General features: G+C 45.8%; 25 protein-coding genes and 1 tRNA gene. 19 read left to right on the forward strand and 7 right to left on the reverse strand.

What is annotated here, in order from left to right:
• Positions 1 to 270, forward strand: a 270-nt coding sequence (locus tag IT393_07075; protein MCC7202403.1) for a hypothetical protein, incomplete at its 5' end; no start/stop codon positions are given.
• 130 nt (positions 271 to 400) lie between these two features.
• Here the strand turns inward: IT393_07075 and IT393_07080 are convergent.
• From IT393_07080 to IT393_07110, 7 genes are all read right to left on the reverse strand, one after another.
• Positions 401 to 478 (reverse strand) — tRNA-OTHER (locus IT393_07080).
• Positions 479 to 500: 22 nt separating this feature from the next.
• Positions 501 to 1,703 carry a site-specific integrase gene (locus IT393_07085; protein MCC7202404.1) on the reverse strand — a complete coding sequence of 401 codons (1,203 nt, stop codon included), beginning with the start codon at positions 1,701 to 1,703 and terminating at the stop codon, positions 501 to 503.
• Between the two features lie 68 nt (positions 1,704 to 1,771).
• Positions 1,772 to 2,131, reverse strand: a complete 360-nt coding sequence (locus IT393_07090; protein ID MCC7202405.1) for a hypothetical protein — start codon at positions 2,129 to 2,131, stop codon at positions 1,772 to 1,774.
• Positions 2,132 to 2,311: 180 nt separating this feature from the next.
• Complete coding sequence (locus tag IT393_07095; GenBank protein ID MCC7202406.1) at positions 2,312 to 2,686, reverse strand: zinc ribbon domain-containing protein; 375 nt, start codon at positions 2,684 to 2,686, stop codon at positions 2,312 to 2,314.
• A gap of 21 nt (positions 2,687 to 2,707) precedes the next feature.
• On the reverse strand, positions 2,708 to 3,463 hold the full coding sequence (locus IT393_07100; protein ID MCC7202407.1) for a BRCT domain-containing protein: 756 nt from the start codon (positions 3,461 to 3,463) through the stop codon (positions 2,708 to 2,710).
• Positions 3,464 to 3,598: 135 nt separating this feature from the next.
• Positions 3,599 to 4,033, reverse strand: a complete 435-nt coding sequence (locus IT393_07105; GenBank protein MCC7202408.1) for a hypothetical protein — start codon at positions 4,031 to 4,033, stop codon at positions 3,599 to 3,601.
• Positions 4,034 to 4,097: 64 nt separating this feature from the next.
• On the reverse strand, positions 4,098 to 4,472 hold the full coding sequence (locus tag IT393_07110) for a hypothetical protein (protein ID MCC7202409.1): 375 nt from the start codon (positions 4,470 to 4,472) through the stop codon (positions 4,098 to 4,100).
• A 662-nt stretch (positions 4,473 to 5,134) separates the two neighbouring features.
• Here IT393_07110 and IT393_07115 point away from each other — a divergent pair.
• The 18 genes from IT393_07115 to IT393_07200 all read left to right on the forward strand — a co-directional run bounded on the left by IT393_07115 (position 5,135) and on the right by IT393_07200 (position 14,710).
• Complete coding sequence (locus IT393_07115) at positions 5,135 to 5,389, forward strand: hypothetical protein (protein MCC7202410.1); 255 nt, start codon at positions 5,135 to 5,137, stop codon at positions 5,387 to 5,389.
• Positions 5,379 to 5,882 carry a hypothetical protein gene (locus IT393_07120; protein MCC7202411.1) on the forward strand — a complete coding sequence of 168 codons (504 nt, stop codon included), beginning with the start codon at positions 5,379 to 5,381 and terminating at the stop codon, positions 5,880 to 5,882. Before IT393_07115 ends, IT393_07120 begins: the two co-directional genes overlap by 11 nt.
• Positions 5,875 to 6,153 carry a helix-turn-helix domain-containing protein gene (locus tag IT393_07125; protein MCC7202412.1) on the forward strand — a complete coding sequence of 93 codons (279 nt, stop codon included), beginning with the start codon at positions 5,875 to 5,877 and terminating at the stop codon, positions 6,151 to 6,153. Before IT393_07120 ends, IT393_07125 begins: the two co-directional genes overlap by 8 nt.
• Before the next feature lie 221 nt (positions 6,154 to 6,374).
• A complete protein-coding gene (locus tag IT393_07130; GenBank protein ID MCC7202413.1) occupies positions 6,375 to 6,860 on the forward strand; it encodes an HNH endonuclease in 486 nt (161 codons plus the stop codon).
• Positions 6,857 to 7,093 carry a hypothetical protein gene (locus IT393_07135; GenBank protein ID MCC7202414.1) on the forward strand — a complete coding sequence of 79 codons (237 nt, stop codon included), beginning with the start codon at positions 6,857 to 6,859 and terminating at the stop codon, positions 7,091 to 7,093. The genes IT393_07130 and IT393_07135 overlap by 4 nt, the downstream gene beginning before the upstream one ends.
• Before the next feature lie 120 nt (positions 7,094 to 7,213).
• Positions 7,214 to 7,363 (forward strand): ribbon-helix-helix protein, CopG family, encoded by a 150-nt coding sequence (locus IT393_07140; protein ID MCC7202415.1) that lies wholly within the window; start codon positions 7,214 to 7,216, stop codon positions 7,361 to 7,363.
• A 30-nt stretch (positions 7,364 to 7,393) separates the two neighbouring features.
• Positions 7,394 to 7,549 (forward strand): hypothetical protein, encoded by a 156-nt coding sequence (locus IT393_07145; GenBank protein MCC7202416.1) that lies wholly within the window; start codon positions 7,394 to 7,396, stop codon positions 7,547 to 7,549.
• Positions 7,546 to 7,752 carry a hypothetical protein gene (locus tag IT393_07150; protein MCC7202417.1) on the forward strand — a complete coding sequence of 69 codons (207 nt, stop codon included), beginning with the start codon at positions 7,546 to 7,548 and terminating at the stop codon, positions 7,750 to 7,752. The genes IT393_07145 and IT393_07150 overlap by 4 nt, the downstream gene beginning before the upstream one ends.
• 60 nt (positions 7,753 to 7,812) lie before the next feature.
• Positions 7,813 to 7,968, forward strand: coding sequence for a hypothetical protein (locus IT393_07155; protein MCC7202418.1), 156 nt, complete (start codon positions 7,813 to 7,815; stop codon positions 7,966 to 7,968).
• A gap of 4 nt (positions 7,969 to 7,972) precedes the next feature.
• Complete coding sequence (locus IT393_07160; protein ID MCC7202419.1) at positions 7,973 to 8,275, forward strand: hypothetical protein; 303 nt, start codon at positions 7,973 to 7,975, stop codon at positions 8,273 to 8,275.
• Between the two features lie 190 nt (positions 8,276 to 8,465).
• Complete coding sequence (locus IT393_07165) at positions 8,466 to 10,454, forward strand: hypothetical protein (GenBank protein ID MCC7202420.1); 1,989 nt, start codon at positions 8,466 to 8,468, stop codon at positions 10,452 to 10,454.
• Positions 10,451 to 11,683, forward strand: a complete 1,233-nt coding sequence (locus IT393_07170; protein MCC7202421.1) for an AAA family ATPase — start codon at positions 10,451 to 10,453, stop codon at positions 11,681 to 11,683. The genes IT393_07165 and IT393_07170 overlap by 4 nt, the downstream gene beginning before the upstream one ends.
• Entirely contained in the window at positions 11,680 to 11,877 is a 198-nt protein-coding gene (locus tag IT393_07175) for a hypothetical protein (GenBank protein MCC7202422.1), read from the forward strand. Before IT393_07170 ends, IT393_07175 begins: the two co-directional genes overlap by 4 nt.
• Positions 11,878 to 12,004: 127 nt before the next feature.
• On the forward strand, positions 12,005 to 12,229 hold the full coding sequence (locus tag IT393_07180) for a hypothetical protein (GenBank protein ID MCC7202423.1): 225 nt from the start codon (positions 12,005 to 12,007) through the stop codon (positions 12,227 to 12,229).
• A 327-nt stretch (positions 12,230 to 12,556) separates the two neighbouring features.
• Positions 12,557 to 12,859: a hypothetical protein gene (locus IT393_07185; protein ID MCC7202424.1), complete on the forward strand. Its 303-nt coding sequence runs from the start codon at positions 12,557 to 12,559 to the stop codon at positions 12,857 to 12,859.
• A 2-nt stretch (positions 12,860 to 12,861) separates the two neighbouring features.
• Positions 12,862 to 13,431, forward strand: coding sequence for a hypothetical protein (locus IT393_07190; protein MCC7202425.1), 570 nt, complete (start codon positions 12,862 to 12,864; stop codon positions 13,429 to 13,431).
• Positions 13,428 to 13,946: a hypothetical protein gene (locus tag IT393_07195; GenBank protein ID MCC7202426.1), complete on the forward strand. Its 519-nt coding sequence runs from the start codon at positions 13,428 to 13,430 to the stop codon at positions 13,944 to 13,946. Before IT393_07190 ends, IT393_07195 begins: the two co-directional genes overlap by 4 nt.
• The gene (locus tag IT393_07200; protein ID MCC7202427.1) at positions 13,946 to 14,710 is read left to right on the forward strand and encodes a hypothetical protein; all 765 of its coding nucleotides are present in this window, start codon (positions 13,946 to 13,948) and stop codon (positions 14,708 to 14,710) included. The genes IT393_07195 and IT393_07200 overlap by 1 nt, the downstream gene beginning before the upstream one ends.
• Positions 14,711 to 14,769: the final 59 nt, after the last annotated feature.

Below are 14,769 nucleotides of genomic sequence, written 5' to 3' on the forward strand. Positions count from 1 at the left end.
ACAACCGGAAGCGGCCTTGGCTATCAGATCACAACCGACTTTACGCCTTACAGGGGATACCCGGAGCTTGCGCAGGGCGATGCTGACGCCGCAGACTGGATAACGAATGCACTCCGTAAGATAGACCAGGATATAGGGACAGGCGTAATCGGTGGAGGCACTTCCACGAGCGCCACGGCAGGCAGTCAGACACTACCGTCCAATCCGGCTGGTTTTATCAATGTGATCATTGCTGGAGTGGCAAGGAAGATCCCGTACTATAACGTATAGATTATTACTTTTTATCATTTTACGGAAATTGCACGGAATTTGCCGTAAAATTGGGGTATTTTGAGGCATTTTGAGGGGTGTGTCAGGTTTGTCACAAACACCATAACCCCCTGAAATGCTTGATTTTATTTGGTGGGCCGTGGAGGGATCGAACCTCCGGCCCGCTGATTAAGAGTTTGTTTAGTATGATTCCGCTCCATTTCAGCCCATAACGCAACTATCAGAAAGATTTAATAAAACTCATCTTCGCCCTTTTCGTCAAACATGGATTTATCGTTAATTTCCATTTGATTCGTTTGCAGTTTGTTTGCAGATTTATCTCCAAAGAGACTATCTTCAAGTCCTTTTACCGCAGCCTCCTGGAGCCCTGGGAGGGCGTGGCTGTATATGTCCATTGTGATCCCTATTCCAGAATGACCAAGGCGCTCGGAAACAATTTTGGGGTGAACTCCCTGATGCAGGAGCAGTGTCGCATGACAATGCCTTAGATCATGGAACCGGATGACGGGGAGTTTTGCTCCCTGGGTGACTCGTTTAAAATCCCTGGTTGCCAAGTTGTGTGCGTGGACAGGCTTCCCATTTTGCTGGCAGAAGATAAGATCATGATCTTTATAATCAGCCCCGAAAAGGCGCCGGTGATCGTTCTGCTCCTCCCGAAGATTTAACAGCTCGTCTACGACTATTTGCGGTAGAGGTACCGCCCGTCTGCTCTTATTGCTCTTGGGTTCCTTAAAGAGCTGGACCTTCCCGAGGCGATAGAATGTCTGTCGAATGCGGGCCACTTGCCGAGTTAAGTCCACATCTTGCCAGCGAAGTCCTAAGATTTCCCCTTGACGCATACCTGTCATAATAGCCATCAGGTAAATCCTGTAATATAAAGACTGCTGCGCACTGATGAGAAATTTCTTAACCTGTCCCTCATCCCATATTTTAGGCTCAGGTTTATTCTTCCTCGGTGGATCCACCATCTCACAGGGATTTCTTACCAGGAGTCCCCAGCGGACAGCATGCTGCAGGGCCTGACGAAGTACCCTATGATGATAGAGCACTGTAGTTGGTGAAAGCCCAGTAGTTAATCGCTCACTGTAGTAACCCTGAATTTTCTGCGGAGATAGTTTGGTTAAAGGGATATTGCCGATGCACGGCTTTAAATGCAGTTTGATTGTTTCTTTATAACTTTTAAGAGTTGTTATTGCAACGGATCCAGAGGCATAATCTGATAGCCATTGATCCAGATATTCACCAGTCTTTAATTTATGCGTCGGGATCGTCCCACCGCCAAGGAGCTGGCTCAAGAGATTTGTAAGATGTGTTTCAGCTTCTTTCCTGGTTCTGTGGGAGAACCACTTCTGCCGGCGCTTGCCTGCTTCATCCGGTTCGGTATCAATGACTACTGCGTAGCGTTTGCCTCGTTTTCGGATGTGTCCGCGCATATTGGCGTAGTATAATGTTTATGTTAAAGAGAATCAACTATTAATCTGAACAACTATTAATCAGCGACCTAAAACGCCTCTCCCCTAAAATGCGGACACCACCAGACCCCCTGCTTTACTGCTTCCGCCTGGAACTGATCTTCAAGTGAAGAGGGATGATGCCCTCCGATTTTAAGCGGGTGAATATACTGACACGGTGACAAGGGTATGTATGTCTTTGGCTTATCCTCAAGTTCCATCTCCTGGTGGCGCTTTCTGATCTGGACCATGGGATCATCTCCCTCGAGGGCCTCTTCATAACCCTCAAGAATCTCGTCATACATATCTGACATACTTACCGATAGCGCAAGTCTCCTCCCTTCTTCCTTTGCATCAACACCAAACATCCAGCAATATGCCCTGTAGTCTCTGCAAAGCAGGCTACGCATGTAACACTCAAGAGTTTTATTTGTCTCCCATGGCATCACCGGCATGTTGTTAATCTCGATGCTGACACCTTTCCATGACCGCACTATCTGGAAGAGTTTCTGAAACAGCTTTAACTGCTGCTACAAATAATAAAAATATTCTTTTCATGATTAGTCCCTCCTTTATTGGCCCTATAAACCCTATCTGATAACTGTTTCAATTCCGCTCCCGGGTAATTCCTTTCCGCAGTACCGGCAAACAATCGCTTCAGCCTTTATCATCTCCGCACAGTAAGGACATTTTTTCATGTCTGACGATAGAGTAAACGATCTCTTTGTTTTGCAATACGGACATTCAATCGCTTCTTTCCGGCGCCATTCATTACATTTAAGACACTTCCAGCCATCCTTGCTAAAATCCTCTATCTTTATTTCTGGCAATACAAGAAGAATTAAAACTACGAGCGGTGTGAGGAGTAGGCTACATACTACCCATCCACCAATGGAACGCTTCTTTTGTTTTGCCAGAAGATAGGCGAGAATGGCGCCTATGATCCAGACTGCTACAAATGGCATTTCAGTTTTCCCTGCCTTAGATTAAAGATGCTTCACCCAATGCTCTTCCGAGATGATTGATACAGGGCTACCTTTCTCCTTCAATTCAATAGCTGCCTTTATTTTTAACCCGTGTGTCGAGTGTTTCCAATCAGTGCTCCCAAGCAAGCCGATCACAAGATAATTAGTTTTCTGAGTGACATTTGATTGAGGTATGCCGCCTCTATATGTAATTTCCCTCTCGCATTTATTTCGTGCGCCATAGCAAAACTTTCCAGTTAAACAAAATTGCATGCTTTCAAATATAATCGGAGGTGCTGGTTTATCAAGAGGCAATAAAGTTGAAGCATGGGAAAGATTCTCAATTATTTCTCCGGTGCTATAATCAATTAATTCATGTTCTGGCCTGCATCCAGTTATCTCAGACAACAAATTGAAAAGCTCCGCTCTTTCGCCATCATCAATGATATTGTCCTCAAGAATTTTCTCTATTCGGGAGGCCAAAATATTAGCAGGCCATGTATCCACGATCTCCCTACTCAGATTAAGCCAATGGGCAAGAAATCGGGCTTCGCTGTCATGTAATATCCTATCCGCCTGAATGCCCTTGCAAAGGCCTATTAATTCATCAATGGTTCTATTTGTAAGACGTTTTGCACTGAAATTTCTATTGATTGGTTGGCCATGGGGACCAAGATTCTTGCTATTATTACGAATCACAGTATCGTTGGTCTGCTTTTCCTCATTTTCAACTCCACCTAATCCAATTGTTACGATTAAATCCTTTTCTTCAGGCATAGGACACCCACATTCAAGCGAGTCATGTTCAACACAGTAATGGTATTGCATAATCACTCCTCCACGTTTTCAATGTCGGCCTTCCCCATCTCGTAATCATGCTGGACCTTCTGATATTCCCAACGGGGACATGAATTATTCCCTTATGATCTGACATTGGACTATTTCTTCTTCGCCAACTGATGTTGGAACGACGGCGAGATGAGGGAGTAATCGTCCCCAGAAATTAAAGTTGGCCACTGCCTGAATAAAATATATCTTTCCAGGCTCAACTTCAATTGATAAACTCTCAACCATTATTGGACTCTTTGACCAAATAGTTACTTTGCCAGGTATTGCCTGGAAATAGAAATAACTGCCACTCAACATTACGACGTCTCTGGCTTCTGTACTTACTTCCATAGTTCTGATTGTGCCATCAGGGGGCCGGTAAACATAAATGAGGGACTGATTGATGGGAATCTCATTTATTCCTACAAAATGCGGCCCGAGTGGGACACATGAGGTGCAAGCCATGAATAAAAAAAAGATAGCAATGACTATCTTAATAAATGTCTTATCTAACACCATAATGTTTACTCCCATTCAATATCCAACTGGTAAACGTTCTCCCATACTCTGCAATAGCTCCGAGTTATTGTCCGGAATGTTTGATGTTTTTTTTGATGTCTTTCTCTTTATCAGGATTATCCAAGAAAGCCTCAATGTTCTGTTTAATTGCTACAATGGTCTTATCCTGCTTCTCCCGGAATATCCTCAGCAGTTTTTCGACGTATTCTTTTTCATCTTTGTCTTGTAATAAAACAACATCAGGATTATCACCGGTAAGGAGTTCCTCAACGGTGACTCCTAAGACCTTGGCAACTTCATAAAGCTCATTAGCTTTTGGAATTGAGCCTCGCATGATGCTATTAACTATCCCCTTTTTTATACCCTTAGAAATTAAAGCATGCGTGCCACCGTGGTTTTTTGAAAATTCTATGTAGTTGTCTTTTAAGGACTTTCCCATAATAGTATCAAGTAGTACAAATAATGCTTGACAAATGTATCAACTGATGTATACTTCTCTCCATCAACTGGGAGATAGTTAATGATCAATTATTCAAAAGCATCAGTGGGTGATGGTTACTTTGCTATACCGCTGTCTATGGCCTGCCATAGAATAAAATGCATTGAAGTAATCAGGATATGGCGCTCCTGGCTTCAACGTACCACAAAACAGCAGCATTCTGACTGTAACCATCTGGTATTGCATCTCAACAGAGACCCCTACTTCAAACTGACATTTGCGATAGGAGGACTTCATCACACACCGGTGATGAGATGTCTCTTCTACCTTTTACCCTCGATCACCCATCAGTCAGACTTCAAGGGGTGTCAGCCCCAAAGCAAAGAGGGTGAACTCAAAAGTTTGGTCATATTAATGAACCTCCTTTTGAGATTTCGGGGCTTAAGCCCCGAGTCGAAAACAGCTTGGGCGGGCAGACTATCTCCCAAAGACACGTCTATGCCCGGCCAGGAACAGAAAGGCCCTGTGGATCCCTGCCGGAGACCGGGGCCTTTCCTGTATTTATTAGTGTTTATATCACATCCCCCTACAGTAGTAAATAGATTATTGTCCATATTTAGCGTGTCGTCAGCTAACCAGTTAAGGGAGGGTTTAAGGGTTCCATGCACAGAAGTTTATTAGCTCCACAATGCATAAACGAGTCGCTTGAGCCTGCCACTGATGCTGTCAAGAGGAAGCTAAGGGTTTGCGCAAATATCGCATGCAGGGAGCTGTTTCAGCCACAAAGAGACTGGCAGAAGTTCTGCTCCACTGAATGTCATGATGATTATCATTCGATGGCTCATCAGATCGGGACTGCCGCCCTCGATGCTGTTTATGGTCTTAAGATAGCGAAGGAGGGCAGGAATGACCAGTAGAAAGACTGAATTATTCTCTAATCCTTCATCTCTCCGGGAAGCCCTCTATGACATGGTTCATCGCTCGAAGATTCCAGCAAAGGCACAGGTTGAAGAGCTTGGAATCTCATACTCATATCTCTGTAATGCATCAAACCCAAACCTTGAGGGAGAAGGGTTTGATTATCAGTTACGGCTCTTAATCCCTCACACAAGAATTACTCAGAACTTCACCGCTCTTAACTTTATTGAGCAATCACTTGGGAGAATTGCCATTCAGATACCAAATGCTACCCCGTCAACCGGTGACCTTGTTAAGGAGTTCTCAAGGACTACATCTGAATTCTCTGACATCGCACGCGAGATTGGAAATGCACTGCAGGATGACAAGATAACAGAAGCCGAATACCGGCGCCTGGAGAAGGAGAGTTGGGAGTTGATCCGCCAGACTATTCTACTGCTTGAAAAAGTCAAAGAGGCGGTAAGACCTAACGGGGGTGCATATCATGAGTGAGAACAGTGCTACAGGCATAGAGAGGTTCTCTCATCGGCGCTTACTCCTCACTGTAAAAGAGGCTGCTGAAGTGCTGGGTCTCTCTCCCCGTATGGTCTACGAATTCGCCAACAGAAAGATGTTCCCTGAGGGAGTGGTAATCAGGCTGGGTAAGTCTATGTACCTGAGTCGTCCACGTCTTGAGATTTGGCTTGGTGCAAGAGAGAAGGAAGAGAAAGAGCGACAGGAATTGAGGGTGAGAACTGCTGGGGTTGTCTGGCCTCGGTATTAAAGAAAGGGAAGGCGATAGCATGATTACCGGCACGTTAAAAAAATTCGATACGAAGGGGATTAAATAAGATGGGGGTACCTAAACAGTTGAATCACAGAAACAGGGAATGGTTGATTGACGAATATATCACTAAAGATAAAACAATAGCTACTATGGTCAGAGAGACGGGCTCCACGAAAGGGACTATCAGCAGATGGTTAAAATACTATGGTATATCGGTCATGAGGAAAAAGGAATCACGAGAGATTTTAAGGATTAAGTCTATCAACAAATTTGAAAATTCTTATATCCCCATCCCTGAATCCGGATGCTGGATTTGGGTTGGACATACGGAATTGAAAGATGGTTATGGTAGATTTTATGATTACCAGACCAAAAAGACTTTTTTTGCTCATAGAGCATCATGGGAATTGTTTGTTGGCCAAATACCAGTAGGGGGACTTGTTCTCCATCATTGCGATACTCCTCCTTGCGTAAACCCGCACCATCTCTTCATCGGAACAGTCCGGGATAATTATTGGGATTGTCATAATAAGAAGCGTCATTCTCACGGCATTAAGCACGGAATGTCTAAATTAACAGAAGGTGATGTCCGTGCTATACGGGAGGATCATAAGACCAATCCAGAAATTGCTAAACGCTATGGCGTGACTTCGACAATGATCGGTTACATTAAGAGGCACCAGAATTGGAGGCATGTCCAATGATATCCGGCACCATCGTTAAGGTTGAGCCAACGCAAGACAATGTGTCTATCACCATCAAGGTCGGCTACGATCATTATCTTGAAGCTGCCTCGATGTTGATGAAGGCTAAGAATAACAATGAAGGTGTTTGTGTTCTTCCGGCGCAAACTGAGCTTTCGGAGGGACGGGAAGAACTCCTCCGGAATATCAGAGACAACCTTGAGGCAATCAGGGAGAAGGTGAACGGGCTATGAACCAGCACAGCATACGGAAACTCAAAAGCGTGCGGGTGTGTTCATGTGGCCGCATATTCAACAGCAAGGAAGATGCGGCAGGTCACAGAAAGACATTTTTAACCAGAAAGGAGGAAGTAGATGGCGACAAAACCACAGACGGTCAAGGTGATGGTGTTCCTGAAAAAGAGTCAGGTGCAGAGGCTTGATGCGATAGCAAGGAAATCAGCAGGCACGAATCGTTCAGTATTCATCAGAGAGGCGATTGATTATTATCTCAGGAAAGGGTAAGTGATGGAATGCGCCAAATGTCAGAATAATATGAGTTACGAAACCTCACAGGGTGTCTCGTATTACCGCTGCTGGTGTTGTGGCAACCGGATATATCCGGAACATCCAAGGCGGGAGGGAGCAGGAGTTGATATTAAGAAGGGTGTTGTCCTGACGAGGGACAGGAAAGGAGGTGGTGGAGAATGACCGGGAAAGATATAGTGACAGCGGCTGAAAGGCTGAGGCTACTCAAGAGGCCGGAGACTCCAGTACGGAGATTCATTAGAAACATGATTGCAGCAAAACATATAAGAGGAGGTTATGATGCAGTTCCTGAGCGGGTTGATCGTAGGGGTAGCGATAGGGATAGCGGTGGTGTTCATATATGCGCTGTGTGCGGCGGCAGGTGAGGCAGATGAGAGGGCAGAGAGAATATTACGTCAAGCAAGAAAAGAAAAGGAGCTTGTTTAATGTACGCATTAATCTACTCAAACACCGACATCGTGGCCGTGTCAGATGACAAAAACAAGCTCCTGCAATATAGGGACAGCCTGCCGCTTGTTGAGAAGATGATGTATGTGGTAGCAGAAAAGAAAGAAGGATATTGGGAGAAGATAAGGGGGTGATGAAGTGAGAGACGCACAATATGGCATCATAGATTTTATGTCAAGCCCTGATCAGCTGGTCATCATAGATATAGGACCATGGCATATACATTCCACCATCACAAATAGTGTGGAGCTGGTGGTTGATAGGCTTGTGAGTCAGTGCCTTCTTCCGGCAGGGCGAAGGCTCTTTTATTACGATTCAGAAGGGGAACTCGCTGAAATACTGATACGAGATGGAATGTTTGCAGGATTTGCATCAGTTACAGATCTAAATGAAAAAGCCTCGTCAGCGGCAACTAACGAGGCAACAAAAGGACAACCATGACAACAATAGCAGTAACAGAAGAGATTGTCAATTTGCATGACCAGACTTATTGCGATGGAACGCTGTGTATCGGATGCGATTATAACCATGAGTTCTCGGAGTTGGAGCCTTGGGGTGATACCGTGGTGGAGAGGAAGTTGCGGGAGTGCATCGTTGAGAATATTGGGGATTGTCCGGGGGTGAGGAAAAGATGAGTCCATTGCGCTGGTTTCAATGTCCCGATAATGAACGGATTGAAACAGTCGCTTGCCTTGCCGAAGGTGGCTGCCGGATGGGGTCCAGATGCGCCTCTCGATCATATCTCAAGATTGCAGCCCGTGATCGGAGGTGGACTGGAAAGCCCTCGACCACACAACTGATCGGGGGGACCCTTCACGCTTTCCTCAGGATCACCAAAGATTATGCCATATCCCCGGATTCAAGGGCCTTCATGATTACCGGGACGAAAAGCCACGCCGCACTTGAGGATGCGGGGGATGAATACTCTCTATTGGAAGAACGATTCGATGGGGAGGATGTAGACATCACGGGAATCGCTGACATCCTTGAAAGCGAGAATGGCCGCAATATTGAGATAGATACGAAGGTCTCTGGCTCCTACAAGGTCGCCAAGGCCCTCGGTTTCTACGTTGAGGACGAAGAAACAGGAGAAGTCTACAAGAGCGGCAAAAAGAAAGGGCAACCGAAGACCCGGAAGGTTCTTAAGCGGGATGACTCAAAGATCGACCGGAGAGAATGGGAGTTGCAGCTATCTAAATATGCTATTGAGTTTGAGAAGCGGGGTTTCAAGGTTGATGAACTGCGGATACAAGCGATTGTAAGGGATGGAAATACATACATCGCAAGAAGCCGGGGGGTTTTCAGGAACGTCTATTTCTTTAAAATCAATCGCATCCCTGATATGGAGGTACTGGCATATTTCGAAAGAAAGCGGGTTGCCCTCCTAATGGCTTTAGAGTTGGGTTGGTGTGATGAAATCTGTACCGCAGAGGAAAACTGGGACGGCCTCAAGTGTCAGAAATACTGCGAAGTTGCAGAGCATTGCAAGTATGGGAAATTTTTAAAACAGGAAAGGACGGTAGAGGAAATGGCTATTAAAGGATTGTCGGAGGTAAGGCGGTTGCCGCGCCTCGGCAAGATAAGATTAGGTATCAAAAAGAAGAACCAAAAGGGAGTTGAGTATCCGGCGGAAGTGGATTACTTCATCCTGGACCCGCAGACCCCATCGGACTTGGAGAATCAGAAGCTCATCGAGGAGTTCCAGCGACTCTACGGGGAGCAGCCAAAGTCGATCAAGATTATGTTCCCTGTCGCGGACTCGGATGTCTATTTCCCGCAGTTCTACAAGCGATACGGCTCAGGAGCGTCGCTCAAATGCAAGGGGGATGGGGAGACGGCAAGCTGCACAAAGCCAGAGTTTGCGGAGGGGTTGAAGCAGATCGGCAAGGATGAGCTTGACTTGATCCGGGTGCAATGCCATGGGAAAGAGTGCCCGTATTATCAGAAAAAGGAATGCTCAGAAGTTGGGACGTTGCAGATTCTATTGCCTGAGCTTCCCGGTGCTGGGGTCTGGCAGATTAGCACTGGATCGTTTCACTCTATCGTAAATGTGAATTCCTGCATCGAGTATATCAAGGCTGTCTGCGGACGCGCCCACATGATCCCACTGACGTTGGAGAGGAGGGAGCAGGAGACCAGCTACGACGGAAAGAAATCGAAACACTATATCCTGCACGTCAACATGGACTTCAGGCTGTCAGATATTCAGAAGTTTGCCATGATTGATCCAACAAAAGTGCTTCTTGAATTACCGGCCCCTGAAGCAGAAAAAGAGGATATCTTGTATCAGGAAAACAGGTCAGTTGATATTGACATGGCAACAGGGGAGGTTTTACAGCCAGGTGAACTTGATATCAGGACGATTATCCGTGACAGAATAACAGATATACAGAAAATCACTTCACAAACAGAGACTGAGGTATTGAAGGATTTTTCGAGTGCAAAGAAAAATGGGAAAGATGAAGTCATGTATGCCAGAGATTTAGATCACCTCATGAAAAGTGACGCATGGGCTAAAGACACCCTCAGTAAGATGGACCTGTGGATTAAAGCAAATACGCCACCGGCATCAGAATACGATCCGAGCACGGTGTTTAATGAAAAGGAGGTCCGGGCATGAAGATCATAGAATTGCAGTCAGAAAACATCAAACGCCTCAAGGCAGTGCGCATCAAACCTGACGGTTCTTTGGTACAAATCAGCGGAAAGAACGGCGCTGGGAAGTCGTCCGTTCTGGACAGCATCACAATGGCCCTTGCCGGCAAGGATACAATACCAGATAAGCCCATCAGGGAGGGAGAAGAAAAAGCCCGGGTAGTGGTGGATCTCGGGGACATCAGGGTCACGAGGACTTTTACCAGTAATGACAAGACTTACCTTGCAGTAGAAACAAAAGAGGGGGCGAAGTATCCGTCCCCTCAGGCGCTGCTAGACAAACTCACTGGCAGCCTCTCATTTGACCCGCTGGCTTTTACAAGGATGGAGCCTAAGAAACAGGTAGAGACCCTCAGGCAACTGGTGGGCATTGACTTCTCAGGGCTGGATAAGGAGCGGACAGCCCTCTATGAGGAGCGCCAGCGAGTCAACAGAATCCTCAGGGATATTGAAGGCAAACTGCAATCATTGCCGGAGGTCGAGGCACCGGATAAGGAAGTTGATATAGCCGCCTTGTCCGAAACCCATGCGGAGGCGGCGGCGCAGAAGAACCGGAATGCAGAAAAAAGGTTGCGGCTTGAAAGGCTAAATGATTTATCGGGCGTTCTGGAGGCAGCATTTGAGAAGGCCCGGGTAGAATTACAGAAAGCTGAGGAGGTATTGAAGGATCATTATAGAAAGTGTGTTGCACTCAAGAAAGAGATATCAGGTTTAAATGATCCTGATATGTCAGACATCACGGAACAACTCCGCACAGCAGAGGTGACCAACCGTCTCGTCAGGCAGAAGATTGAGCGAAACAAGGTCATTGCTGAGCAGGAAAAGGCAGAAGACGAGGCGGTCGCCTACACAAAGGAAATCCAGGACATTGATAACAAGAAACAGAATATCCTGACAAGCGCAAAATTCCCTGTTCCTGGTCTGTCTTTCGATGAGTCCGGCGTAACTTATAACGGAATCCCCTTTGCTCAGGCCTCAAGCGGGGAACAGCTCAGGGTTTCTGTTGCGATGGGGTTGGCGCTCAATCCAAAGATACGTGTCATCCTGATCCGGGACGGCAGCCTTCTCGATACTGACAATCTCAGGATAATTGGAGAGATGGCGGAGAGTTCTGATGCCCAAATATGGATTGAAAAAGTTTCTGATGGCGAAGGCCCTGGGATCGTAATTGAGGATGGGGAGCTAAAGGAATGACAGCGAAAGAATGGAATGAAAAATACACCGTTGGCATGCGGGTGATTTATACTCCAGTGATGGGCAGACCTAAAAAGATTGAGACCGTGGCGACAAGTAAGGCTTGGGAGCTTAGAGACCAGACGCCTGTTATTAAGATTGCAGGAATAATTGGAGGAGTGGCACTCTCTCACGTAGAAATAATTAATGGATGACGATTTATTTAAAAAAGAAATCTGCCCGGATTGTGGGGGTCAGCAAAACCGATTTAATGACGGCAGCCGTTACTGTTTTAATTTTTGTCACACTAAAATAGATTGGGACGATGAGGAAGGAGAAAATATGCAATTAAAAACGATTATAAAAAAGGTCTCAACGACGACGAAAGATGATGGCATTGATGCCAATGTCGTCTTTGAGTTCATCGTCACGCCTCAGACCATAGGGGCGCTGATGGAGCTCCTTGAGCTGCAGGGTCAGACGGTTATTTTGAACGTAGCGCCGGTGCAGCAGGATCTTTACAGGCAGAATGATATTCATCCGGCTATGGCGGGGACATTGCCATGAAGTGCCGGAGTTGCGGGAAGGAGATAGTCTTCCTGAAAACACGGAAGGGGAATTTAATCCCAGTAAATGCGGAGACCATTCAGGGTAAGGAGACCACTTTTGATGTGGCGAGTGGTCATGTACCGCATTTTAGCACGTGCCCTGATGCTGGGAAGTGGAGGAAATGGCCGTGAGCGATAATACCTGTCGCTGCAACTGCATTAATGTCCACAGAGATTGCGATCACGTTTGGGATGGTCCATTCGTGGTGTTTTGCAACATAGGCACTGCCACATGCTCAAAATGTGGATGGTGGGCAATGAATCATGATGTGTTGGTGCAATCATAATGAGTGAGAATGCTGAGGCAATACTTCGGTTAAAAGAAATGCTATATATACAAACTACTTTTACGACGGCTGATTATGAGAAGCGCATAATTATGCTTACGCGGGCCAAATACGGCATTAATCATGTCTCAGGCGATGATATTATTCGGCAATTGTGGATTGCTCATTCTAAATGGCAATTCTATCCTGATAAAATGTGGCGGCTAAAGATACCTCATCACAAAACTACAGATGAGCCGACTGATGATTGGTTTCTGAGTAGGATTGCGGATGTATTTATTCATACCACACGGAGAAAATAAAAATGAATGTGTTGTCAATAGAATGTAAACCTTACGAAGCCTTTATAAGCACAGAGCTTTGTAAGCTCAGAAAGAAGCGGGCATTTGCTGCCGGTGATGGAATTACCTTTAAGAAATGCCTTGAGTGTAAGGAGGGGGAGACAGTGGACATACTTGAAGGAACTACGCAAATACCTCAACTCGATAACGGGTATTTAAGGAGAAAGCAATTGATGAAAGATGAGCAGACGAAAAAGAAGAACGATAACCGTGTTCGCAAATGCAGGGTATGTGAAAGGGTGGTAGGGGAAGGAGAAAAATATTCCTTAAAAACAGAAGAGTGCAAGCAATGCTATCAACGGAGATGGCTGGCGGAAAAGAGGCAGAAGGAGCATGGTATCGGCAACACACCAGCCCCAGAAGTCCCGAAACGAGAGGTGAAAAAACAACAAACAGTTGCGAGAACTCCCAGTAAGGACTCCGGTGCTATGGCCAAACTGGATGAGGAAATAGCGGTAAGGAAAGATAAAGTGAATAGGCTTACTGAGGAGATTGAGGTGCTTGAGAGGGTAAAGGAGATGTTGGCTGGATGAAAGGGACATTTATTTCTATAGACCCGAGCATTAATACCACAGGATATGCTGTATTTACCGACGGTGAGCTTATTAGGTCAGGAGTTATCCGTACTCCGGATATTCCTGGCTATATGAGGGTGGCGCACATCATGAAAGAGATGTGGTCAATCGCCCTTAAGTCTACGGCTGCCGGAAGGGGGTATTCCAAGACGGCGCTGGTAATAGAAGTGCCGGATTCGTTCTCATATCAACGGTCACAGCGCAACGGAAGGTCACTTAATCAGGGGTCATTACAGAAGCTGAACTGGGTTATAGGCGGACTTTATGCTCTGAGCGGTGTGTGGGCGAATGCGGGGACAATTTATTCCGTAACACCGAGGCAATGGAAGGGTAATAGAAACAAGGAATGGGATCAGATTGCCACGGGTATAAAACAGAAAGATGAAAGTGATGCAGTGGCGTTGGGGCAATGGTGGTGTAGGGTTGGGAATGTAATGACAGTAAATGAAAATTATACGAGTACGAGGAGGTGATGGGAAAAAATCCTGCATTCCTATTCTATCCAGGTGATTGGGTCCAAGATACAAGGATCCTATCCTTACGCGCGAAGGGGGCTTGGATAGACTTACTATGCATGATGTGGCGTTCTACCGAACGCGGTACGGTCACACTTTCATGGCCGGCGTTAGCGAGATTGCTCTCGGCGCATTTAGATGAGGCGAAGCTGGCAATTGAGGAGCTTGCTGAGCATAGAATTTGTGATTGGGTAACGGACAGTAACGGTAATGTAACGCTCATTAATCGCAGGATGGTAAGAGAGGAAAAGCAAAGGATTTCAACAAGATTGAGAGTGAAACGCTTACGTAACGCTGAATGTAACGCTGAATGTAACGCTGATGTAACATTGCATTCTTCAGTTTCAGTTACAGATTCAGTTACAAAGCAAAAGAAAGAAACAGATAAATCTGTTTCCTCAGCGTCAGAAAAATCTACTGACGTTGAGGCGGTAGAATGGCCAGAAGATGTAATTGCGCAGGAGCTACTTAATTTCCTGCGCGCACAGAAATACTTCCCTACGTATCCGCAGGGGCATCTACTGGCTTATCGTTGGTGGGATAATGTTTCACAAATAGTCGGCGGTATTGATATAGTCTGGATTGAAAAGGAATTTGCAAAGATGAGTAATTGGATATATCACGAAAAGCCACACAAAAAACCAACACCAAAGGGCCTTATGCGTTTTATACGATCTTGGCTTGAGAGGGCATATGAAAAAGAGAGATGTAGACCTCGATAAAAACATCGGTAGCGATGGCCAATGTGCCTGGAAAAATAAATCCTCAGGACTTCGATGTC

This window comes from Nitrospirota bacterium (genome assembly GCA_020851375.1).
In the GTDB taxonomy this organism is placed as follows: Bacteria; Nitrospirota; 9FT-COMBO-42-15; order HDB-SIOI813; family HDB-SIOI813; genus RBG-16-43-11.

Excerpts from the sequence above, each read along its gene's own strand:
- IT393_07085 (MCC7202404.1), bottom strand. The coding sequence starts at position 1,703 with ATGCGCGGACACATCCGAAAACGAGGCAAACGCTACGCAGTAGTCATT.
- IT393_07090 (MCC7202405.1), bottom strand. The coding sequence starts at position 2,131 with ATGCGTAGCCTGCTTTGCAGAGACTACAGGGCATATTGCTGGATGTTT.
- IT393_07095 (MCC7202406.1), bottom strand. The coding sequence starts at position 2,686 with ATGCCATTTGTAGCAGTCTGGATCATAGGCGCCATTCTCGCCTATCTT.
- IT393_07100 (MCC7202407.1), bottom strand. The coding sequence starts at position 3,463 with ATGCCTGAAGAAAAGGATTTAATCGTAACAATTGGATTAGGTGGAGTT.
- IT393_07105 (MCC7202408.1), bottom strand. The coding sequence starts at position 4,033 with ATGGTGTTAGATAAGACATTTATTAAGATAGTCATTGCTATCTTTTTT.
- IT393_07110 (MCC7202409.1), bottom strand. The coding sequence starts at position 4,472 with ATGGGAAAGTCCTTAAAAGACAACTACATAGAATTTTCAAAAAACCAC.
- IT393_07115 (MCC7202410.1), top strand. The coding sequence starts at position 5,135 with ATGCACAGAAGTTTATTAGCTCCACAATGCATAAACGAGTCGCTTGAG.
- IT393_07120 (MCC7202411.1), top strand. The coding sequence starts at position 5,379 with ATGACCAGTAGAAAGACTGAATTATTCTCTAATCCTTCATCTCTCCGG.
- IT393_07125 (MCC7202412.1), top strand. The coding sequence starts at position 5,875 with ATGAGTGAGAACAGTGCTACAGGCATAGAGAGGTTCTCTCATCGGCGC.
- IT393_07130 (MCC7202413.1), top strand. The coding sequence starts at position 6,375 with ATGAGGAAAAAGGAATCACGAGAGATTTTAAGGATTAAGTCTATCAAC.
- IT393_07135 (MCC7202414.1), top strand. The coding sequence starts at position 6,857 with ATGATATCCGGCACCATCGTTAAGGTTGAGCCAACGCAAGACAATGTG.
- IT393_07140 (MCC7202415.1), top strand. The coding sequence starts at position 7,214 with ATGGCGACAAAACCACAGACGGTCAAGGTGATGGTGTTCCTGAAAAAG.
- IT393_07145 (MCC7202416.1), top strand. The coding sequence starts at position 7,394 with ATGAGTTACGAAACCTCACAGGGTGTCTCGTATTACCGCTGCTGGTGT.
- IT393_07150 (MCC7202417.1), top strand. The coding sequence starts at position 7,546 with ATGACCGGGAAAGATATAGTGACAGCGGCTGAAAGGCTGAGGCTACTC.
- IT393_07155 (MCC7202418.1), top strand. The coding sequence starts at position 7,813 with ATGTACGCATTAATCTACTCAAACACCGACATCGTGGCCGTGTCAGAT.
- IT393_07165 (MCC7202420.1), top strand. The coding sequence starts at position 8,466 with ATGAGTCCATTGCGCTGGTTTCAATGTCCCGATAATGAACGGATTGAA.
- IT393_07170 (MCC7202421.1), top strand. The coding sequence starts at position 10,451 with ATGAAGATCATAGAATTGCAGTCAGAAAACATCAAACGCCTCAAGGCA.
- IT393_07175 (MCC7202422.1), top strand. The coding sequence starts at position 11,680 with ATGACAGCGAAAGAATGGAATGAAAAATACACCGTTGGCATGCGGGTG.
- IT393_07180 (MCC7202423.1), top strand. The coding sequence starts at position 12,005 with ATGCAATTAAAAACGATTATAAAAAAGGTCTCAACGACGACGAAAGAT.
- IT393_07185 (MCC7202424.1), top strand. The coding sequence starts at position 12,557 with ATGAGTGAGAATGCTGAGGCAATACTTCGGTTAAAAGAAATGCTATAT.
- IT393_07190 (MCC7202425.1), top strand. The coding sequence starts at position 12,862 with ATGAATGTGTTGTCAATAGAATGTAAACCTTACGAAGCCTTTATAAGC.
- IT393_07195 (MCC7202426.1), top strand. The coding sequence starts at position 13,428 with ATGAAAGGGACATTTATTTCTATAGACCCGAGCATTAATACCACAGGA.
- IT393_07200 (MCC7202427.1), top strand. The coding sequence starts at position 13,946 with ATGGGAAAAAATCCTGCATTCCTATTCTATCCAGGTGATTGGGTCCAA.